This is a genomic window from Solibacillus sp. FSL W7-1472, from assembly GCF_037969775.1.
GTDB lineage: Bacteria > Bacillota > Bacilli > Bacillales_A > Planococcaceae > Solibacillus > Solibacillus silvestris.
Window position 1 is genome coordinate 2,299,485 of the sequence record NZ_CP150208.1, and the last position, 20,515, is coordinate 2,319,999.

The 20,515-nt window shown below is 38.8% G+C and carries 21 protein-coding genes; 3 read left to right on the plus strand and 18 right to left on the minus strand.

The genetic code is table 11. The annotated features are described in order from the left end of the window. Window positions 1-90 precede the first annotated feature (90 nt). The 9 genes from MKY07_RS11440 to MKY07_RS11480 form a co-directional block, all read right to left on the minus strand. The gene (locus MKY07_RS11440) at window positions 91-1,482 is read right to left on the minus strand and encodes an aldehyde dehydrogenase family protein (RefSeq protein WP_339262242.1); all 1,392 of its coding nucleotides are present in this window, start codon (window positions 1,480-1,482) and stop codon (window positions 91-93) included. Window positions 1,483-1,672: 190 nt separating this feature from the next. After that, a complete protein-coding gene (locus tag MKY07_RS11445; RefSeq protein ID WP_014823512.1) occupies window positions 1,673-3,004 on the minus strand; it encodes an aspartate aminotransferase family protein in 1,332 nt (443 codons plus the stop codon). Between the two features lie 259 nt (window positions 3,005-3,263). Beyond that, on the minus strand, window positions 3,264-4,904 hold the full coding sequence (locus MKY07_RS11450; protein WP_065215731.1) for a sigma 54-interacting transcriptional regulator: 1,641 nt from the start codon (window positions 4,902-4,904) through the stop codon (window positions 3,264-3,266). Between the two features lie 64 nt (window positions 4,905-4,968). Next, entirely contained in the window at window positions 4,969-6,405 is a 1,437-nt protein-coding gene (locus MKY07_RS11455; RefSeq protein ID WP_339262246.1) for an amino acid permease, read from the minus strand. Window positions 6,406-6,608: 203 nt separating this feature from the next. Further along, a complete protein-coding gene (gene rpoN / locus MKY07_RS11460; protein WP_065215729.1) occupies window positions 6,609-7,946 on the minus strand; it encodes an RNA polymerase factor sigma-54 in 1,338 nt (445 codons plus the stop codon). 296 nt (window positions 7,947-8,242) lie between these two features. Next, window positions 8,243-9,121 carry a M23 family metallopeptidase gene (locus tag MKY07_RS11465; protein ID WP_339262248.1) on the minus strand — a complete coding sequence of 293 codons (879 nt, stop codon included), beginning with the start codon at window positions 9,119-9,121 and terminating at the stop codon, window positions 8,243-8,245. 147 nt (window positions 9,122-9,268) lie between these two features. Continuing rightward, window positions 9,269-10,144 carry a dehydrogenase gene (locus tag MKY07_RS11470; protein WP_339262250.1) on the minus strand — a complete coding sequence of 292 codons (876 nt, stop codon included), beginning with the start codon at window positions 10,142-10,144 and terminating at the stop codon, window positions 9,269-9,271. Next, entirely contained in the window at window positions 10,134-10,703 is a 570-nt protein-coding gene (locus tag MKY07_RS11475; protein WP_231918640.1) for an RNA polymerase sigma factor, read from the minus strand. The genes MKY07_RS11470 and MKY07_RS11475 overlap by 11 nt, the downstream gene beginning before the upstream one ends. Before the next feature lie 305 nt (window positions 10,704-11,008). After that, window positions 11,009-11,509 (minus strand): DUF1648 domain-containing protein, encoded by a 501-nt coding sequence (locus MKY07_RS11480; RefSeq protein ID WP_339262252.1) that lies wholly within the window; start codon window positions 11,507-11,509, stop codon window positions 11,009-11,011. A gap of 105 nt (window positions 11,510-11,614) precedes the next feature. Here MKY07_RS11480 and MKY07_RS11485 point away from each other — a divergent pair, with 105 nt between their 5' ends. Further along, window positions 11,615-12,265: a VTT domain-containing protein gene (locus MKY07_RS11485; protein ID WP_008404175.1), complete on the plus strand. Its 651-nt coding sequence runs from the start codon at window positions 11,615-11,617 to the stop codon at window positions 12,263-12,265. Between the two features lie 41 nt (window positions 12,266-12,306). On the opposite strand, the gene MKY07_RS11490 is transcribed toward MKY07_RS11485, so the two are convergent. From MKY07_RS11490 to MKY07_RS11510, 5 genes are all read right to left on the minus strand, one after another. Further along, a complete protein-coding gene (locus MKY07_RS11490) occupies window positions 12,307-12,789 on the minus strand; it encodes a chemotaxis protein CheW (protein ID WP_008404176.1) in 483 nt (160 codons plus the stop codon). Between the two features lie 11 nt (window positions 12,790-12,800). Then, window positions 12,801-13,910 carry a M20/M25/M40 family metallo-hydrolase gene (locus MKY07_RS11495; RefSeq protein ID WP_014823503.1) on the minus strand — a complete coding sequence of 370 codons (1,110 nt, stop codon included), beginning with the start codon at window positions 13,908-13,910 and terminating at the stop codon, window positions 12,801-12,803. Between the two features lie 47 nt (window positions 13,911-13,957). Continuing rightward, the gene (locus MKY07_RS11500; protein ID WP_339262255.1) at window positions 13,958-14,938 is read right to left on the minus strand and encodes a hypothetical protein; all 981 of its coding nucleotides are present in this window, start codon (window positions 14,936-14,938) and stop codon (window positions 13,958-13,960) included. A 66-nt stretch (window positions 14,939-15,004) separates the two neighbouring features. After that, entirely contained in the window at window positions 15,005-15,745 is a 741-nt protein-coding gene (locus tag MKY07_RS11505; protein WP_014823501.1) for an AAA family ATPase, read from the minus strand. Between the two features lie 28 nt (window positions 15,746-15,773). Continuing rightward, the gene (locus tag MKY07_RS11510; RefSeq protein ID WP_008404184.1) at window positions 15,774-16,466 is read right to left on the minus strand and encodes an AIM24 family protein; all 693 of its coding nucleotides are present in this window, start codon (window positions 16,464-16,466) and stop codon (window positions 15,774-15,776) included. 148 nt (window positions 16,467-16,614) lie between these two features. Here MKY07_RS11510 and MKY07_RS11515 point away from each other — a divergent pair, with 148 nt between their 5' ends. Continuing rightward, window positions 16,615-17,001 carry a general stress protein gene (locus tag MKY07_RS11515; RefSeq protein ID WP_014823499.1) on the plus strand — a complete coding sequence of 129 codons (387 nt, stop codon included), beginning with the start codon at window positions 16,615-16,617 and terminating at the stop codon, window positions 16,999-17,001. Between the two features lie 2 nt (window positions 17,002-17,003). On the opposite strand, the gene MKY07_RS11520 is transcribed toward MKY07_RS11515, so the two are convergent. The 4 genes from MKY07_RS11520 to mce all read right to left on the minus strand — a co-directional run bounded on the left by MKY07_RS11520 (window position 17,004) and on the right by mce (window position 20,162). Beyond that, window positions 17,004-17,387, minus strand: a complete 384-nt coding sequence (locus MKY07_RS11520; RefSeq protein WP_339262259.1) for a hypothetical protein — start codon at window positions 17,385-17,387, stop codon at window positions 17,004-17,006. Between the two features lie 12 nt (window positions 17,388-17,399). Next, on the minus strand, window positions 17,400-17,891 hold the full coding sequence (locus MKY07_RS11525) for a tetratricopeptide repeat protein (RefSeq protein ID WP_014823498.1): 492 nt from the start codon (window positions 17,889-17,891) through the stop codon (window positions 17,400-17,402). 286 nt (window positions 17,892-18,177) lie between these two features. After that, on the minus strand, window positions 18,178-19,746 hold the full coding sequence (locus MKY07_RS11530) for an acyl-CoA carboxylase subunit beta (RefSeq protein ID WP_008404193.1): 1,569 nt from the start codon (window positions 19,744-19,746) through the stop codon (window positions 18,178-18,180). A 2-nt stretch (window positions 19,747-19,748) separates the two neighbouring features. After that, a complete protein-coding gene (gene mce / locus MKY07_RS11535) occupies window positions 19,749-20,162 on the minus strand; it encodes a methylmalonyl-CoA epimerase (RefSeq protein ID WP_008404195.1) in 414 nt (137 codons plus the stop codon). A gap of 204 nt (window positions 20,163-20,366) precedes the next feature. Between mce and prli42 the strand changes: the two genes are divergently transcribed. Further along, on the plus strand, window positions 20,367-20,462 hold the full coding sequence (gene prli42, locus MKY07_RS11540; RefSeq protein ID WP_008404197.1) for a stressosome-associated protein Prli42: 96 nt from the start codon (window positions 20,367-20,369) through the stop codon (window positions 20,460-20,462). Window positions 20,463-20,515: the final 53 nt, after the last annotated feature.

Below are 20,515 nucleotides of genomic sequence, written 5' to 3' on the forward strand. Positions count from 1 at the left end.
TAAGGAAGTTGTATTGTAATGAAGCGGACATTATATGGCCGTTTTTATAATTTAATTTAATTTAATTCAATATTCCGATAAAACATTCGACTATTTCGTATTAATCGTAACGGTCTTCATTGTGGTGAAAAATTCTTTTGCTGCCTGACCTTGTTCGCGAGCACCTGTACTAGAGTTTTTCACACCGCCAAACGGAGCTTGTGGTTCTGCTCCGCCAGTTTCATCATTTACCTGAACAAGCCCTACTTCACTGCGCTTAATAAAATCAAACGCTTTTTGGATATTTTCAGTGTAGATTGAAGCACTTAAACCGAACTCCGAATCATTCGATAATTGAATCGCTTCCTCGTAATCTTTCACTTTCACGACAGCCAGCACCGGTCCAAATATTTCTTCGCGTGCAATCGCCATCTCATGAGTTACATTCTTGAAAATCGTTGGCTGAATGTAGTAGCCTTGTGTTTCATTAAAAGCCGGTTCACCACCGAAAATAAGTTCTGCGCCTTCAGATTTCGCCTTTTCTATTGCCGCTAAAATATTTTCATATTGTCCTCGTGAGACAACAGGTCCCATCGTAACACCAACTTCAATTTTCTTTGTTTCTTCAATTAATAACGCCAGTACTTCATCGTAAATCGTTTGTTCGATATATACACGGCTTGTGGCTGTACAGCGCTGACCCGTTTGTTTCATTGCACCTTCGATTGTCAATTTTGCTGCTGATTTTAAATCGGCGTCCGCTAAAATAATTGCAGCATTTTTCCCGCCAAGCTCCAGCTGTATTTTTTTATTTGTAGATCCGGCTGTATTTAAAATACTTTGTCCAACGCCGTTTGAACCAGTAAAGGTAATTGCTTTTACTTCAGGGGCTTCTAATAAAACTTGCCCGACATTTAAACCGCGTCCCTGTACAACATTGACAACGTGTTTCGGAAATCCAGCCCGTTCGAATAATTCGCCAAGCAGCTTTCCAGTCAATGCTGCTTCAATTGAAGGCTTCCAAACTACAGTATTTCCGTAAACTAAAGCCGGTGCAATTTTCCACAGTGGAATGGCTACAGGGAAATTCCAAGGTGTAATTGCTGCAATTACACCAAGTGGTACACGCTTCGTATACAAAATTTTATCTTCATTGGCAGAAGGCAGTATTTCACCCGTTGCGCGCATCCCTTCCTGTGCATAGTAACGTAAAATCGAAGCACCACGCTTTACTTCACCGATCATTTCATTCTTTGTTTTTCCCATTTCACGTGAAGCGGTTTCCGCTACAAGATCTATTTCCTCTTCCAGTAAATCAGCCAATACACGTAAAATTTCGCCGCGAGCAACAGAAGATTTATTTTTCCATTCTCTATATGCCTGATGGGCTGATGCAACGATTGCTTTCGTTTCATCTACCGTCAGAAGTTCAACTTGGCCGATACATTCAGCCGGATTGGCCGGATTGAATTGTTCACGGATTTCTCTAATTATGGTTGTCATAAAATTCCTCCTTTAATAGACACAGTTTGCAGTACATCTTTAAAGATTTATACGGAAGGTTGTGAACATCGGCAACCGCTTTAAATGCAATCATTGACGACCTTGAAGGGTTCAAAAAATGTCGCCGGGAATTATGCCGACACGGTATTCATTATTTTTTATTTCCTTTGGAATCCCGATAATTAATTGCTTAGCCTTCTTTCTCCACAATATTTTTACGCACAAATTCAAATGTCTCGTCTAAAATTCTTAGCATTTCGTTTAATTCAGCTTGCGATAAAATTAGCGGAGGCGCAAATACAATCGTATCTTGTTCATACGTAACTGTTCGCAAGATTAAGCCTCTTTTCATCGTTTCCTGTACAAAAATCGGGCTCAGTAAAGTGTCGAAAAGTTCACCCGTCTCGCGGCTCTTTACTAACTCAATCGCTCCAAGTAAACCGAGTGTGCGGACACGGCCGATAAAGCTGTATTTATCCTGTAGAACACGGAAGCCCTCCAGCATTGCTTCACCCATTTTGGCTGCATTTTCAACAAGATTTTCACGCTCAATAATTTCAATATTTTTCAGCCCTACTGCACATGCTACAGCATGGCCACTGTAAGTATAGCCGTGCATTAATGTCCCTTTCGATAGCTCACATAAATCCAGGTGAATATTTTCCGAAATGATAACTCCGCCAAGTTGTGCATAGCCACTTGATACACCTTTTGCGAACGTAATCATATCCGGAACAACATCGTAATGCTGCATACCGAATAATTTACCAGTACGGCCGAAACCAGTAATTACTTCATCAGCAATAAATAAAATGCCGTACTCATCACAAATTTCACGGACTTCTTTAAAATAATTTTCCTGTGCGATATTTACTCCACCCGCTCCTTGTACTGGCTCCGACATGAATGCCGCAACTGTTTCAGGTCCTAGCTGTTCTATTGTGTCACGTAAATTACGTGCAGACTGGTTGTATACATAATGGAAACCAGGTGCATGTGAGTTTGTAAAGTCACGGAATGCTTTTAACCCGGTAGCATTTGTTGCCCCCATTGCTACCCCATGGTAAGACTGGGTACGTGAAATAATTGTCTGACGTTGCGGCTGACCTTTCAGTACCCAGTAATGACGCGCTAATTTAATTGCCGTATCATTGGACTCGGAACCGCCTGAAGTGAAGAATACTGTATTTAAATTTCCAGGGGCCATTGATGCAATTTTGGACGCTAAGCGAATGGCCGGTTCATTACTAAACGTTGCAAAACAAGAGCTGAATGCTAACTTTCCCATCTGCTCCTTTGCCGCTTCTGCGATTTCTTCACGGCCGTGCCCAACATTGACATTCCATAAAGAAGACATTCCGTCGATGTATACATTGCCTTCCATATCTTTTAAATAAATTCCTTCACCTTCTGTAAAAATGGCAGCCGGTCCATCAGCTTGCTGTTGTTCAATAGAAGATGTTGGATGGAGAAAATGTTTCTGATCCAATACTTTTAACGTTTCTTTTAACTGAATTGTCATAAATAGTTCCCCTCATTTCGTTTTATTTACCTACACCTCTTTATGAGCAATTCTCGTGCCAACTTTGTTTGAAGGGAATTATAAGTATATAGAAATCTTTTAACAACAAAAAACACCACATTTTAATAGATTCAAAAGTGATGTCTTTTGATATTTCAACATGCTTTGCATGTATTAATACAATAAAATTTATAACGGCAATTTTTATAGGTATTTACACAATTTAAATTTAAAATTGCAAAAATGATGCATAAATACATCATCTGTCTTCATACGAAATATTGCGCGTTAAATGATATTTTTGTATTTTCCGGACCAATGTTGACTGATCACAGCCGAGAGACTTAGCTGTTTCACGAATGCTTGGATGTTCAGATAGTGCTTGTTTAATTAGCTGCTTTTCAAATAGAGCCACTTGTTCTTTTAGCGTCCCCTCAAATTTGGGATGCATGATTTGTTTCGTTACAAATTTCTCCTCATGCAGATTTTCTATTGCATGGGCAATATCCGAATTGCTGTCTAATTCCTGTTTAACCATATTCACAGTTATTTCAGGCTGAACAGCAAGTAGGCATATCCGTTCTACGATATTTTTGAGCTGCCGGACATTACCTGGCCAGTTGTATGCCTTAAATATTTTCAATGCGTCTTTTTTTATCGTCCGGTGGATACCATATTTTTTATTGATTAATGCTAAAAAATGATTCACCAACGGAATAATATCTTCCCGACGATGTCTTAAAGGCGGCACTTCAATAGGAATAATATTCAAGCGATAATACAAATCTTCTCGGAAACTGCCCTGCCTTACCATCTGTGCTAAATTCCTGTTTGTTGCAGCTATAATGCGGACATCAATAGGTATCGGCTTTCCGCTGCCGATGCGCTGAACCTCGCATTCCTGTAACACGCGCAATAATTTCACCTGTAGCAGCAAGGGCATTTCACCAATCTCATCTAAAAATACTGTACCGCCTGAAGCAATTTCAAACAGCCCTGCTTTGCCTCCTTTAATTGCACCTGTAAATGCACCTGCTTCGTAACCAAAAAGTTCCGATTCCAATAATGTTTCAGGTATCGCACTGCAGTTAATCGTTAATAATTGCTTGTCGCTGCGCCTGCTGGATGTATGGATGAGCTTTGTGATTTCTTCTTTTCCCACCCCCGACTCCCCACTGATTAATACAGTAGAATCCACTTCGGCTACTCTCATCGCACGATCTACTACTTGTTCCATGGCATGGGACATCGATATAATATTTGATTCTTTTTTATGTATCGCTTGTAATTTGTTTTTAAAATTTTCATTTTGTATTTCAAGCTTCTGTACTTCTTGTTCCAATAATTTCAGTTCGGTCATATCACGGGTTATGGCGACTACATATTGCAATTCCCCTGTATTATCGAATATTGGCTTCCCCGTGACTAAAAAGCACTTGCCATTAATAAACGTCTGCAAAATTGTTACTTTTTCTTTTGATTCAATCACTTTCATCGAGATCGAATCACTCATCAATCCTTCTGCCATTGCATCTTTCGCATATCTTCCCATTAGATTAATACCGACAATTTCAATATCGTTTTTATTTTGAAACAAAATTTTGCCATGATGATCACAAATCGTAATGCCGTCAGAGATGGAGTTAAATACTTTTGTCGAAAGCGGATTCATAAAATCGCTGTCGCTGAACTGATTTAACGAGCGCACATTAAATAAATTTCCCTGTGCCGACTCCAGGACTTGTACAAAGTAGCCATCTACCTCAAATAACTCTTTTCCATTTTTATAATGATTTATAATATTTTCGATTAAGTCCGACTGGATTTTGCTTTTCAAAATGATTTCATCGTTTTTTACTACAAAAAAATGCTCTCCTTTATGAAATCCTACTATTGGCATAATGGTCACATCCTCTCCAAAACACCCTTAGACAGCCTGTATCTAAGGGTATTCTTCACCTATTCTATTCGGATAGTAAGTTATCCTTTATTTCCTCTACTTTTTCTTCTTTCTCTATAGCTGGTTTGACAGAGAACTTTCGCATGACAAAAAATATAAAAACGGAACCAATCAATACTAATGTACTTAAGTAAAATTGAGAGCGTAAAGATTCAATTAACATTTGGCATAAATAAACGACCGCCAAAACACCGATTGTAATATAAGATAAGTACGGGAACAGCCACATTTTTATCGCAAGAGGCTCACCAGAAACCTTTTCATAATGACGACGGAATCGGATTTGTGAAATGGCGATGAAAATATAAACAACAATCATTAATCCCCCAACACTGTTTCCTAAAAAGTAAAAGATCACTTCCGGAGAAACGAAGTACATTAATGCACAAATATATGCAACAACTGTACTGCCAATTATGGCATGTACTGGTGCTCCCCGCTTGTTTTTAATTTGTGAGAACATTTTCGGTGCATCGCCTTGACGCGACATTTCAAGCAACATGCGCGAACTTGTATACAGAGCAGAATTTAATACAGAAATTAGAGAAATAAAAATGACGATCTGTATAATTTGTGCTGCAACCGGTAAACCAGCCATTGTTAAAATATTTGCATATGGTGCAGCTAGCATAGCCGAATCGTTCCATGGAACAATCATAATCATTATCGCTACAGACCCGACAAAGAATAACCCTAAACGGAATACAACGTTGCGGATAGCACGTACAATGTTTTTTGCCGGATTTTCAGATTCTGCTGCTGCTATTGCTGCAACCTCCGCACCACAAATAGAAAAAATTACAAATACAATCGCTGTCGCAACCGGTACAATCCCATTTGGTGCAAATCCGCCGTACGATGATAATAATTCTAAACTTCTCGGCTCATAATTTGGCCATAATCCCACAATCATTAAAATACCAACAATCAAAAACACTATAATTGCCGTTACTTTAATAAACGACAGCCAATATTCAAATTCACCGAATGATTTAACAGAATAAATATTGACGACTGTCATTAATAGAGTAATCCCTACACCGCCAACCCAGACTGGAATAATCGGAAACCAGTTATGCAATATACCTCCAATGAGTGCCGCTTCTAGCCCGACAATAAACACCCAGCTGGCCCAGTATAGCCAGCCTACAGTAAACCCTGCCCATGGACCAATATATCTTCCAGCATAGGAAGCAAATGAACCAAGCTCTGCAGAACTACCTCTTTTTTTACCTAAAGCGAGTTCTCCTGTCGCCATTTCCCCAACCATTTGCATAATCAGGACAATCAGAAAACATGCAAATGCATACGATATAACAGCTGCAGGACCCGTACTTAAAATATTTTTCCCGGTTCCTACGAATAACCCTGTCCCTATGACTCCTCCAATTGAAATCATCGTAATATGACGCGTTTTTAATGATTTTTGCAATGTGCCCATTAATTCACCCCTCAGTGTATGAATGTAGACATTTATAAAATCCTTCCTCTACTTCAATGTCTACTTTATAAGGAGCAATTTTCATGCCGAAATTTAAAAATTCAGTTAATTGTAGTTAAATAAATGAAGACCTATCATATTTGTGATGCATTTTCGCATCATTGTTGTCCTATTCTGCATCATCTCATTCCTTATTGCATCATCTATCCGAAAGTACGATTAGCGGAACTGACAATTTTCATTTCTTCCCGGTATTTTGCTACAGTTCGTCTTGAGATTTGGATTCCTTCCTTACTAAGAACATTTGTCATTTGTTGATCGGATAATGGTTTTTTCTTGTCTTCCTCTTCAATCAGCTCTTTTATCCGCTTCTTAATATACATTATGGAATCCATTTTGCCCGAAGCATTGGTTAGCCCTTTTGTAAACAAAGACTGCAAAGCATAAATTCCATGCGGTGTTTGAATATATTTCCCCCGGATAGCCCTGCTGACTGTTGATTCGTGCACATCAAGTACTTCAGATACATCTTTTAAACGCATCGGCTTGATTGTATCCATTCCTTTTGCAAAAAAATCTTCCTGTATTTGTACGAGCAACCGAGCCAAATCATAAAGTGTCTTATCACGCTGCTCAATGCCCTCCATTAATGCAAGTGCATCTTTAAGTGAATCTCGGTAATAGGTTTCATTGTTCGCATCATTTTTAAGTAGTTTCACATAAGTTTCATCAATTGTAACAGATGGCAAATAGTGACGATTTAATTTGATCGTCCATTCCCCTTCAACATTTTTGACTGTTAAATCTGGGATGATATATGGAATTGCTTCCACCTTATCTCCTGTAATCATCGGGTTCAAGTTTTTAATATAGTTAACAGTATGTTGTACTTCCTGAAGTGGCATTTTATATTTTTTACTTAACTTTTTAATTGCCTGTGTTGCGACCAACTTTAAATCGGCAATGATAAATTCGGCTGCCATTTTTGGAGCATATGGGTCATGATCAATTTGAATCAACAAATACTCTGTATAGCTGCGAGCACCAACACCAACCGGTTCAAAAGTTTGGAGTAAATTCAATATTGCCTCGACATGGACAATACTCGTGTTATATTTTTTGCATACAAATTCTAAATCAGTATCTAAAAATAAACGATCATCTAAAGACTGGATTAAAAAGTTTAAAATTTTCAAGTCCACTTCGGATAAATTATTCTGCATTGGAATCTGTTCAATTAGAAATTGTTCATAGCTCACTTTTTCCGCAAGTGTTTTTTCAATGATGTTATATTGCTCTTTACCGGATCTATTCCAGTGTGATGAAAACGTGTTAATTGAACACTTTGCCAGTTTCATAATTTCCTCGTAATTTCCTTTTACTTTTGCGTCAATTACAGAAAGAAGTGGATTTTCATTTGCTTTTTCATAAATATATTGTTCTAATTCATTCGTAGAAAATTGAAGTATTTCTAAATGCTGCAACAATTTCGCCGACAAAACCTGTGTCAACTTCTGTGAATTGTTTAAAATCATTTGCATCACTCTCAGCCTCCAATTCCATATTTTTCTACATTATATCACTTTAATGCTAGTTTATCCTTTCTTTTCATCGCACAATAAATAAATAAGAATAATAGGATGTAATATTCGTTATTTGTTTTAAAATGATTGGTATTTTCATTATAAATATAGTAAAAATAGCACAGCCCCTCTATAAAGGGAGCTGTGCTACACTTTGAATGCCTATACTACTAAAAAAGTGCCCAATTATTCGAGGGGGGCAATAACAGCAGTTTTCCAGACAAAATAGATTTTGCAACTTTATCAAACGTATTTCACTGTGGTTTGCTTGCTGAGCTAGGCTTCACAAAATCACCTTGGATTGGTTCTGCGCCCCCATGAAATTTGATACGCAGTGATTTTGCTTGCAGGAAATCCTGATGATCCATTACTTGAAAATGAATATGTGCTTCCGAGGAATTGCCGGAATTCCCGCATAAGCCGAGCAGTTGACCTGCTTTCACTTTATCTCCTGTTTTCACACAAATAGAATCCTTCTTAAAATGGGCAATCATACTGTATTCATTGTGTTCATGCGCGATGATGCAATAGTTTCCTACTAGATTTTCTTCATCCATCTCACCAGGAACATTGTCTGAAATACCGTCAATCACTTTGACAACTACACCATCAGCTGGTGCTACGACTTCGGCTCCAAATGCATAGTAATTTTCATTTTGCTGTGTCGAGTTTTTATATGTTTCGTTATTGACCATTTTGACTAAATCGTAAGCATAACGCTGCTGTTCATACGGATAATGATAGTTGATAAACTCGTTCGTGCCGCCCCAAAAAACATACCATTCATCATTAATCGGCATGTTGTATGTATTTTTCGTCCATATTTGATCGCTGTTTGGATAGGTTGCAAACGGTTTTAAATAGATTGCCTGAATAATATCCTGCCTGTCATATGCTATTACAACTGCTTTGGAATAAGTTTCATCAACCCAAATATGCCGATCAAGCCCTTGAAATGTATTGGACACGATACACGTATAACTACTCACATTTGAATTATAGTCTAAAGAAAGCTGGCGAAATTGTTCTAACGATACTAGGTTCTGAAACGACTTTGTTGTTTTCTCATAGATTTCCTCAAATTCACCGGCTAAAAAATACCGACCGAACTGTTCTTTAAATTGATTATTCATTCAAATGCCTCCTCTTCCTTGCCTGTTTATTTATACGAATTTTCAGATAAAAGGTTTCAAAAAAATTCCTTTCCCATTGTAAGTATCTGCGCACGCAAAAGCATGGCCGCTTCTTTATGAACGGCCATGCCTGTGCATTTTCAATATTTACGCCATAACAATCCACATAAAGAACAACAGGACAACAAATATAATTTTGTACTTTTCCACTTTCAATATGGTCAAGTTTGTAATCTCTTTTTTAATTGGCCACCAAATGCTTAATCCATACCCAAGCACTAATAACAAGAGCAATGGCTTATAATGTGGTCCAAACCAGTAGTAATAGGCGGCCAAAACAGCGAGGATGATTAAGCTAATTGTCATTGCAATTCCTAATCCACGAATTTTTTTCGGCCTTTCAATTTGACGGCGACTGTAGTAGCTGGTTGACATCAAGTTCATCACAATAACCCCTAGCGCAATAAAAATTACAGGAAATTGTAGTCGATCATGCGCATTTTCCAAGTGAGCTAAAACAGTGGATGGATATTGTTCATATCCTGGATAATATGCATTGTTGGTGACGTCATATAAATAGTTCCATGCCAATTCGAATTTTCGAAGTTCTCCGTTTTTATACCGCACGACAATATCATAATGCAAGTCACTCTTTGGAGGAGCCATGACAGAAGGGAGCTCTGAAATATTTTCGAATAAATAAGTCAATTCATCTGTCGTAACATTTTCCACGCCTACGAAAAGTGTCGAAGTTCTGCCTCTAAACCCCTTTTCTCCGTTATTTTCATATGAGGTAATTTTAGCAATCTCTCCTGATGCTGCCTGGTTGTTTTGAATGTCCGATGTGAACAGTAAAAACAGGCCGATGAAACAGATTGACACCATTACACCTAATTCACGGAATCGCTTCATTGACTTACGGGGTTTTGCAGGTTTTTTATGAATGTTGGTGTAAATGGATTTTTTTAATGATTCATTTTCAGGGAGTTCATTTAACTGTTTTAATTGATCATCAAGCTTCATCGATTACACCTCCTAAAATTTTCTGCAATGCCTGCATCGCACTCCGCTGTGTGTTAGCAACCTTCATCGAAGTTAACCCCATAATGTCACACGTTTCCAGAATTGAAAGCTCCTCGATTTTTCGGTAAATGATAACTTCACGTTGGATTGGTTTTAACTTTTGCAGTGCCTCGTATAATTGTTTTCGGTCCTCTTCCTGGATAAGCCACTCATGCGGTACATAACCAAAATCCTGCTGCTCCGGGGCATTTGTAAATGGAAGCCACTTTATTAATGCTTTCTTTCGATAATAGTCATAAACAAGATTCCGTGCGACTTGCCTCGTATAAGTTTGGCAATTGGTTACTTTGGTCAAGTCCGTTTTATAAATTCGCACAAACGTATCCTGCGTTAAATCTTCGGCAACTTGTGCGTGAGATACCATGTAGCGTATGTACTGATAAGTTTTGCGGAACTCCTGCTCATAAAGCTCATCAAAATCCAAATCCATCACCTCTCTTACTTGTATAGACGAACGAAATACAGAAATATGTAATTTTCTTTCAATAAATTTTTGCACACTGAAAAAAGCACCTCCTTTATGAGATGCTTTAGTTATTCGATAGGGATTCTACTTTTCTATCCGATTGTTCTACTTTTTTCGAGTTCAGTTCTCCATTCGTAGCCGTAAGTTCTACTTTCATACCGGTACGTTCCACCTTACCCGCGAAATTTTCTAATTTCCGCTTGCCGTGTTCTACTTTATGAGCGGCGTTCTACTTTTGCCTTGAAATATTCTACTTTTCTCTTTCCAAGTTCTAATTTACATCGGAGAGTTCCACTTTACCAGCGAAATTTTCCACTTCCGCTCACAATCTTTAAAATTTACTTAATTCTCATTATCTTAATCATCTTCCAAATCAGCACACCAAACAGCGCTGCCATTATGACGAAAAATGGCCAGCCGATTGTTGCCGCATCTCCTAATGCAATCGTGACAGACCGGTATACGATATAAGCGAATAATATATTAATGATATTGCGCATATAATTTAATGTTTGACGACTATTTCGGTAAAACACCTCGGCATTGGATTCATTAATGCGGGCCGGATAGTTGTGTGTTTCGGGGAATTTTTCGAAAATCATTAAAAAGAAATGCATCGCAATTCCAATGCCCGGTAAAATTAACAGCTCCCATCTAGAGCCCCAGCGGTCGACATTGCCGCTGCCGTCAAAATGGGCAGGCACTTCATTCGGCAGTTCTCGCCAGTTCATGAATAGCACAATGAGCATAATTGCTAATGCTATATAGCCGATCATATCCATCAGCCATTCAGATTTTGTTTTTGAAATCTCAATTTTAGGGCGTTTTGTCAAACTCATTTCCATCACCTCTTTAGATTTTTTTAGTCAGCACTTTTTATAGCAATGTTCAGCCAATATCCGCTATACTTGAATTTAATCATCCTCTTGATAGGAGAACTACTTATGCTACTTGAAATTATTCAATTTTTACGGGAAATCGACCAAGTCATATTTTATTACATAAAAGAACTCGGACTGTATATTTATATTCTATTATTTGCGGTTGTTTTCACGAAAACAGCCTTTGTGATTTTAACGTTTTTACCAGGAGACAGTACGGTGTTTACAAGTGGTACATTAGCGGCTATCGATAAGCTAGATTTTATGACATTGCTCATCATCTTTATCATTGCGACAACGCTAGCTGACAGCAGCAACTATTTTATTGGTAAATCGATACGGAAAATTCCGCCGAAGCGCAATCTCTTTAGGCGTTTTTTATCAGAGGAAACTAATGAAAAAGCTCTGAACTTCCTGGAAAACTATGACCGGGTTGCCATTACGTTTTCACGGTTTGTACCGTTGATGCGGACAATGACACCATTTATATGCGGATATTCCGGCTTTTCGTATGGGACATTTTTGCGCTATAACTTCATGGGGGCCGTACTTTGGACAGTTGTCTGGCTTGGCGGTGGCTTTTTACTTGGAAATATTCCATGGGTTGAAGAAAATCTCGTTTTGACACTCACAATTATTTCCATCTTTGTATTTAGCTTCACAGGTTATGCGTACGTTAAACAATTCAAAAAAAAGGCAGTTACTGCCGATTGAAAAAATGGAGCCTATCACGATCAGATGATAAGCTCCTTTTTTTAGTTTGTTTGGTTTTCCTGCTGATTCATTTCATGTAAATATTCAATAATTTCACGGATGCCGTCTAACGAATGAACGAGAATATTCGGGTCAATACAAGAAATCATGCGGTCTTCCAAATTGGCAACCGCCGTAAAATATTTCGTCTTTTCATAATTGACTAGCCCCATCTGCTTTAATACGCCTTCTTCAAAATCGATAATTTCTTTCGCATCGGCAACGACCAATCCATAATTAATCAACTCTGTCTTCAATACAATAATTTTAGACGTTGGTGTATTTGTCGGGCGATTGTATAAAATGGTCTGAAAATCGATTATTGGTGTAAGTTCCCCTCGAATTCGCGTAAAGCCGAGCAAGTAGTTTGGTAAATGAGGAATCGGAGTTACACGCTCCAGCTTTTCAATCGAAACAACCTGCTCAACCGGCACAGCATATTGTTCTGTGCCGCATAAAAATACGACTGCTTTTTCAATGCTCATATGGATACCTCTTATTTCGTTGTTTGAACAACGATTTCTTCCAATAGATCCGCCAGTTTTTCTAGTTCTTCAACCGGCATTCTTTCGTTTGTTGTATGAATTTCCTCATAGCCAACCGATAAGTTTACAGTAGGAATACCGAACCCAGCGATAACGTTCGCGTCACTACCGCCGCCTGAAATACCGAGCTGTGGTGTACGACCAATTGCTTCAACCGCTGCTTTTGCAACTTTCACAACTTGATCTTCTTCTGTCGCACGGAAACCTGGGTACATTAACTTCACTTCAACTTCAGCACGCGCACCCATCTCTTGTGCCACACGTTCAAATGTTTCTTTCATATGATCAGTTTGAGCATTCAGTTTTGTTTCATCAATCGAACGAGCTTCCGCAAGAATTGCTACTTCATCACATACGATATTTGTTGCTTTACCACCTTCAAAACGACCGATATTCGCTGTCGTTTCTTCATCGAGACGACCTAATTTCATTTGGGCAACAGCTTTTGCTGCAACAGTAATCGCCGAAATCCCTTTTTCAGGTGCAACGCCAGCATGTGCAGTTTTACCGATAATTTTTGTAAATACTTTTGCCTGGAATGGTGCTGCAACTACAATACCGCCCACTTTGCCGTCACTATCAACAGCAAAACCGTATTTGGCGATGATTTTTGAAGGATCGAGTTCCTTAGCGCCAACTAATCCGCTTTCTTCGCCTGCTGTAATGATGAACTGGATTGTACCATGTACGCTATCCTTTTCTTTTAAACGACGTGCCATTTCAAATAATGCTGCGATACCTGCTTTATCATCCGCGCCAAGAATCGTTGTGCCGTCAGAATAAATATAGCCATCTTCACGAATTTCCGGTTTAATGCCTTTGCCCGGCACGACTGTATCCATATGTACTGTAAAATAAATTGGCTCGATTGACTCATCGCCTTTTAATGTTGCGATAATATTGCCTGCACCGTGGCCGTTACGTGTATGTGCATCATCCTGAAAAACATCAAAGCCCATTTCTTCTAATTTTTTCACTAAAATAGGTGCAATCACTTGTTCATGTTTAGTTTCTGAATCAATTTGCACTAATTCTAAAAACTCTTCTACTACTCGGTTCATAATCGATAACTCCTTTAAATAACTAGTTTACGCTTTATTGTACGCCTCTATTTTTGAAAAAACAATGATTGATCATCGGCATTTAAAATGCTTTCTTTTTCTATTAGAAGTGCCTGTTCTTTTTCGATTGTCATGCTCAATTTTTGCTTTAAATCGCGAAGTGTATTCGCCACATCGTCCTGCACGCGCGAAATTTGATCGATTGCTGTTGTAATTTTAGAGTGAATTGACCAATCAGTGAAAATATTATCGAAAAAGTAATCCGTAAACATTACAAAACCATCCGTATGAACTTCCAGTGTATTTTGACGCATCTCTTTAATATCCAGCAGTTCATTTTGGAAACGTTGTAGGGCCATTTGCGCTTCATGCAAATAGCTGTTCGTTTCTTCGAGTTTGTCGTGCTTTAACGCTGTTGCGATAAAGCCCCCGCCTAAAAATGTATCCCATGTTGAGTAGGATTTGGCGTCCTGCAATTGGGAGCCGGCATCTGTCAGCTTATTAAATGCCTGTTTTCCCGCATTGATCGCTTCATGGATTTCGATTTTCAGCTGTTTGCATAAAATCTCCTGTTCAATGATGCTCGTTAATTCTTTCGCTGCTGCAGGTGCATTCGCCATTAGCCACACTTGCTTTTCGTCTTCTATTTTCTTTAGCTGTTCACGGATTTTGGAAACATTTATCATGCTCAATTGTTGTACAAGTTTAATCCGGTCTTCTTGTAAATCTTTAAACATTAACTGAGCTTCTACCAGCTTTAGCTCGGTAACTGCTACCGAGTCCATATTTTGCTCGATTAGCTCATCCTTTTTCCCGGACCAGCCGCGGAAAAGATTGACGAAAGAAAATTCCTCGAGTTTATTCAATTGTTGGCGTGTGTTTTGCAAATCTCGTTCATGCTGCTCAACATTCTGCTCTGCATGTTGAATTTGAAGTTCAAGACTTTCGATTTTTTTGCTCAGTTTTTCCGCTTTCAATAGTTGAATGTGATATTGCTCTGCTTGCTGGTGCAATTGCTGCCATCCCATTTTATTCACTCCTTTGTTTATACATGCTGTTAAGCAGCCGTGCAATCTGCAACACTTTGATTGATATTACAGTTCATCCTCATCTTCCTCGAACAGATCCTGCAGCATTTTTTCACGGTGCTGCAAAAAGTATGAGGTAATTTGATAATGTTCGGTTTCTTCGTATTCCACTTGCTCGATGCCATCTTCATCAAATTGATAAATGACCGCTCCTGGGTACCCGAGTAAAATCGGTGAATGGGTTGCGATAATGAATTGGACATTGCCCTGTTTCACCAAATCATTCATCAATGTTAAAAAAGCTAGCTGTCTTGTCGGGGATAACGCGGCTTCCGGCTCATCCAGTAAATAAATCGCTTGACCTGTGAACCGATGCTGGAACAGTGAGAAAAATGATTCCCCGTGTGATTGATGATGAAGTGACTTCCCCCCGTATGCTTTGTAGCCATTTTCATCGGTATCATCCAAATGCGAGGCAAACTGGTAAAATGTTTCCGCGCGAAGAAAAAATCCGTTCGTTACTTTTGGCCACCAGGAGAGTTTCACATAATCTCCAAGTGCGGATTCGGATTGATGCACTTCATATGCCTTATAGTTTTGCGTGCTCCCCCCTGCCGGATTGAAACCGATCTGATCCGCAATGGCTTCTAGCAATGTTGATTTACCTGCACCGTTTTCTCCAACAAAAAACGTGACCCGTGCATCCACATCCAGCTCATCCATATGGCGAATAAATGGAATTGAGAACGGGTACTCGCTATAGTCCAATATTTGTTCTTTTTTTAGTTTGACTGATTTTAAAAACATCTGTTTTCTCCTTACTTTACCGCAACTATTATGAATCCGATGATAAATACACTTCTTCAAATGGTTGAATGATGACAAATCCCTCACCGGAAAAAGCCATCTGAATAGATTCATTGCTGCCGCGTCCAATGAGTGTGCGGAACGTAATATCCGTTACAAACTCTGGTTTCAAATTCCCGGACCACGCAACTGTGGCATTCGGGTCCGTATACACAGTTTCACCCGGCTTCACGATTAATGTAAGCGGCTCAAAATGGGTTGTAATCGCCACTTTTCCTTTGCCGTCCAGCATCACATTGAATAAGCCGCCTGCCATCATACCGGCCATCTTACGCATAAGACGAATATCCCAATTTATCGATGGCTCAAACGCGAGCAGATCATTGCCGTTCACGCACAAGCTTTCGTTCTGCAAATCAAAAATTGTAATCTTTTTCCCTTGATCTGCTAAGTATAACCGGCCTTTTCCTTTCGCTTTCATTAGTTGCGTGCCTTCACCGGTCAATGCTTTCTTGAACATTTTCGAAACGCCATGTTCCAGAATCCGTTCACGCTCAAATTTGATCGAACCGACATAGGCGATCATCGCGCCCATTTTTGACCAAACTTCCCCATTAAGATTCACTTCGAGTACGCGATCAGTTTCCAATTCAAAATAATCGTTTTCATTCTGGTCTTGCTGCGTCTTGTTTACAAAATCGCGAATGGAATAGTTCCCCATAAGTAAAACCTCCCTTTTTATGTTCTACGGATTAATTACTGTATAGGTTTCGAATTTTCTGCATTTTATAATTGTATTAATGCATGATTGATTTTTATCACTACTATCTCATGAAAAATTCCATTACAATAAAAAAGAGGTGATCATGATGGAGTATCGACGTGAAATTGCTTTAGTGTATAGTATTGAGGAAGCTATGACAAAACTGAACTTGATTAGGGGACACGGTTTTTCCGAGCATGAAATCCATGTGTTTTCAAAAGATATCCATCCTCTACAATCACTGAAAATGTATACCGATATTCAAGTGCACCTTGCCGGCAATTGGTTTGAACAAATTATCAGTTTTATAACACGCCAACATGTATATGAAGTGAGCTTACGCATATTGAACCTAACCCCTGAAGAAACTGCCCATTACGGTCATGGCATTGATCTCGGGGCAATCTTCCTTTTTGCCGAGCACGAACACCCGTATGAAAAAGAGCCGAAAAAACAGCAAGCGGCTTTCAATCTGTCTAAAGCAGTGGAGTAATTTTATAAAAAACTGCCGTTGATGATAATGAATTCTAAAATTAACGCACCAGTGACCAAACTAATGACAATTAAATTTAAAATGAAGATAAATCGCTTTGGAAACGGTATCTTCAGAAGCGATGCAATGCTCCAATGAACAATGCTGTAAATAAGTAGCACAATGAACGTTCCAAAAGCTTGAAAGGCAATGGTCAGCAATCTGCCGGAATTCGAAATATCTCCGGGTGGCGCATCTGCTGCAGTAAACAGCATAGAACCGATAAACAACATTGATATGAAATAACAGCTATAGCCGATCAGGCTGACCATCGCTGTAAAGACTAAGTAGTTTACAACCTTAGTTAATTTCATCCTATAAAGTGCAAACTCAAAATTTTTCCGCAATTAATTGATTCCTCACTTCCACACTTCATTCAGTTTATCACTATAAAATATTATAGATTTTTTGTATGTCTGAATTTGAGGGTCAGAGGAAGTGCTTGCTAAATTTTTTAATAGAAGCTCCATGGAGCGCTCGTGTTCATTCAAGTTAAACAACGTCATGGCATAAAATACTTGAATGGCTAAATTATGTGGAAACTTCTCTAACCCTTTTTCAAGCATATGTTTTGAATTTTCGTATTCCCCTAATGCTCTATATGTACTGCCAAGACCTAAATAAGCATTCGCTAAATCTTCTTCATTCAAATTACCTTGAATTGCCTCTTTATAGTACGGTACAGCTTTGGACTCTTCTCCAAGCACATCGAAGCTCCAAGCACACTGGTAATTTACATAGGCATCGTTAGGATGTTGTTCAACTAGATCCAATAATAGCTGATTGGATTGCTGTAATTCTCCATTACTTCTTAAGTCTATTGCTCTCTGTAGTTGATTCCTTTCATTCATCCATTAAGTCCTCCTGTCACTCTGTGTAAGTATTCAATGAAAATCCCGTTAATTTTTTACAGTCTTTCCCTTTCTTTAGCATAATGGCTTTTTGTAAATTTCACTATAATAAAAAAGGAGTATTTACATTTAATGGGTGGTTAATTTTTGATAAATTCCTAATATTTTATCCTTCTTTTTCTGTTCTGTTTCCTTCTGATCTTTTAAAAACAAAAAACACCTCAAAAATGATTGTATAGTATACAAATCATTTAAGAGATGTTTCTTAAAGTACTTTAATTAAACATTATAGTGGAATGTTCCCGTGCTTTTTGTATGGACGGTCTTCCTGCTTTGTTGATAGCATATCCAATGCTTGAATTAACTTGATACGTGTTTCACGTGGATCGATAACATCGTCAACCATACCGCGTGATGCCGCTACATAAGGATTTGCGAATTTTTCTTTGTATTCTTCAATCTTCGCTGCTCGTGTTGCTTCCGGATCAGCCGATTTCGCAATTTCACCTGCATGAATGATGTTTGCCGCACCAGCAGCACCCATTACTGCAATTTCGGCATTCGGCCAAGCAAATACTAAATCCGCGCCAATTGCTTTTGAGTTCAATGCTACGTACGCACCGCCGTATGCTTTACGTAAAATAACTGTAATTTTCGGTACAGTTGCTTCTGAGTAAGCATACAAAATTTTCGCACCATGACGGATAATCCCACCATGTTCTTGTTTAACACCCGGGAAGAAGCCCGATACGTCTTCAAATGTAATAACAGGCACGTTAAATGCGTCACATGTACGTACGAAACGAGCTAATTTATCAGATGAATCAATATCTAATCCGCCCGCTAAGAACTTCGGCTGGTTACATACTAAACCAACTGATTCTCCCGCGATACGTGCAAAACCAACAACGATGTTTTTCGCGAATTCTTTTTGCACTTCCATGAATGAACCTTCATCTACTACTTGCTCGACTACTTTACGAACATCATAAGATTTTGTTTGGTCAATCGGTACCACATCAACAAGCTCTGAACGGAAGTTATCTCCTTCTGGAGCAGCTTGTTTTGGTGCTTTTTCTCGGTTGTTCTGTGGTAAATAAGAAAGTAATTGCTGAATTTGCGCAATTGCAGCTTCTTCGTTTTCAGCACGGAAGTGGGCATTTCCTGAAGTTGCATTGTGCACTTTAGATCCGCCAAGGCCTTCAGCAGAAATTTTCTCACCCGTTACTGTTTCTATTACTTTAGGGCCTGTAATGAACATTTGAGATGTTTTATCAACCATTAAAATAAAGTCAGTAATCGCTGGTGAATAAACGGCACCACCAGCACATGGCCCCATAATTACCGAGATTTGCGGAATAACACCAGAATAGATTGAGTTACGGTAGAAAATATGACCGTATCCGTCAAGAGATAATACACCCTCTTGAATACGCGCACCGCCAGAATCGTTAATACCAATAAATGGTGTACCGTTTTTCGCTGCCAAGTCCATTACCGCTGCGATTTTTTTCGCATGCATTTCACCAAGCGCACCACCGAATACTGTGAAGTCTTGTGCGAATAGATATACATTACGGCCATTGATTTTACCGAAACCAGTAACTACGCCGTCACCAGGACCTTCCAGTTTATCCATACCAAAGTCAACAGTACGGTGTGTGATGAAAGGATTGATTTCAACGAATGACCCGTCATCCAATAACATATCAATACGTTCACGGGCAGTCATTTTCCCTTTTTCATGTTGCTTTTCGATACGCGCATCTCCGCCACCAAGCTGGATCGCTTCTTTACGGTCATAAAGCTCATTAATTTTATCAAACATATCTGGAGTTACTGTCATTGTTGTCATCGTTATTTATCCCCTTTTCCGCTTTTATCGCATAATTCGTAAAGTACACCATATGAGTCTTTCGGGTGTAAAAATGCTACTTCTGCGCCGCCAGCACCTGGTCCCGGCTCTTCAGATAATAATCGTACACCTTTGTCACGAAGTTCAGCCATGCGCTCACGAATACCAGTTACGCCGAATGCAACATGGTGAATGCCTTCTCCGCGCTTTTCCAAAAATCCATGAATCGCGCTTTTTTCACTCATTGGCTCAAGCAGCTCAATTTTTACATTGCCTGCATCGATAAAAGCAACTTTTACTTGCTGTGATTCTACTTCTTCCATCTTTAATAATTTCAAGCCTAGCGTTTCTGTGTAATATGTAATACGTTCTTCAATATTACGAACGGCAATGCCGATATGATCCACTTTTTCCACGGTACTGACTCCCTTTTGAATAAAATTATTAATTCCTCCACATCTGAAGCGTGTCCGGACATCTGTTGGAGGCTTCTTTTTTATTGGGTATTTGGAATCCCGATAAAAAAATTTTAAAATTTCGAAAATGTAAAATCTAATGTACTTGAGAATTCCTTCAAATTTGATAAACTAGTACTAGTTCATATTGAAGGAGCGAAAAGAATGAGCAACAAAAAGTTTCAAAAAATAGTCGTTTATTCAATGGTTGTTATCATGTTAATCTCAACTGTTGCAATGGGTGTCGCAGCAATTATGTAATGGATGTTTATGCATCCATTTTTTTTAATTCATCCGGCTTCTGAAGTTGATTT

What these genes read in the sequence shown, in the direction of transcription:
- MKY07_RS11440 (WP_339262242.1), bottom strand. Translation starts at nt 1,482, where the DNA reads ATGACAACCATAATTAGAGAAATCCGTGAACAATTCAATCCGGCCAAT.
- MKY07_RS11445 (WP_014823512.1), bottom strand. Translation starts at nt 3,004, where the DNA reads ATGACAATTCAGTTAAAAGAAACGTTAAAAGTATTGGATCAGAAACAT.
- MKY07_RS11450 (WP_065215731.1), bottom strand. Translation starts at nt 4,904, where the DNA reads ATGCCAATAGTAGGATTTCATAAAGGAGAGCATTTTTTTGTAGTAAAA.
- MKY07_RS11455 (WP_339262246.1), bottom strand. Translation starts at nt 6,405, where the DNA reads ATGGGCACATTGCAAAAATCATTAAAAACGCGTCATATTACGATGATT.
- rpoN (WP_065215729.1), bottom strand. Translation starts at nt 7,946, where the DNA reads ATGCAAATGATTTTAAACAATTCACAGAAGTTGACACAGGTTTTGTCG.
- MKY07_RS11465 (WP_339262248.1), bottom strand. Translation starts at nt 9,121, where the DNA reads ATGAATAATCAATTTAAAGAACAGTTCGGTCGGTATTTTTTAGCCGGT.
- MKY07_RS11470 (WP_339262250.1), bottom strand. Translation starts at nt 10,144, where the DNA reads ATGAAGCTTGATGATCAATTAAAACAGTTAAATGAACTCCCTGAAAAT.
- MKY07_RS11480 (WP_339262252.1), bottom strand. Translation starts at nt 11,509, where the DNA reads ATGAGTTTGACAAAACGCCCTAAAATTGAGATTTCAAAAACAAAATCT.
- MKY07_RS11485 (WP_008404175.1), top strand. Translation starts at nt 11,615, where the DNA reads ATGCTACTTGAAATTATTCAATTTTTACGGGAAATCGACCAAGTCATA.
- MKY07_RS11490 (WP_008404176.1), bottom strand. Translation starts at nt 12,789, where the DNA reads ATGAGCATTGAAAAAGCAGTCGTATTTTTATGCGGCACAGAACAATAT.
- MKY07_RS11495 (WP_014823503.1), bottom strand. Translation starts at nt 13,910, where the DNA reads ATGAACCGAGTAGTAGAAGAGTTTTTAGAATTAGTGCAAATTGATTCA.
- MKY07_RS11500 (WP_339262255.1), bottom strand. Translation starts at nt 14,938, where the DNA reads ATGGGATGGCAGCAATTGCACCAGCAAGCAGAGCAATATCACATTCAA.
- MKY07_RS11505 (WP_014823501.1), bottom strand. Translation starts at nt 15,745, where the DNA reads ATGTTTTTAAAATCAGTCAAACTAAAAAAAGAACAAATATTGGACTAT.
- MKY07_RS11510 (WP_008404184.1), bottom strand. Translation starts at nt 16,466, where the DNA reads ATGGGGAACTATTCCATTCGCGATTTTGTAAACAAGACGCAGCAAGAC.
- MKY07_RS11515 (WP_014823499.1), top strand. Translation starts at nt 16,615, where the DNA reads ATGGAGTATCGACGTGAAATTGCTTTAGTGTATAGTATTGAGGAAGCT.
- MKY07_RS11525 (WP_014823498.1), bottom strand. Translation starts at nt 17,891, where the DNA reads ATGAATGAAAGGAATCAACTACAGAGAGCAATAGACTTAAGAAGTAAT.
- MKY07_RS11530 (WP_008404193.1), bottom strand. Translation starts at nt 19,746, where the DNA reads ATGACAACAATGACAGTAACTCCAGATATGTTTGATAAAATTAATGAG.
- prli42 (WP_008404197.1), top strand. Translation starts at nt 20,367, where the DNA reads ATGAGCAACAAAAAGTTTCAAAAAATAGTCGTTTATTCAATGGTTGTT.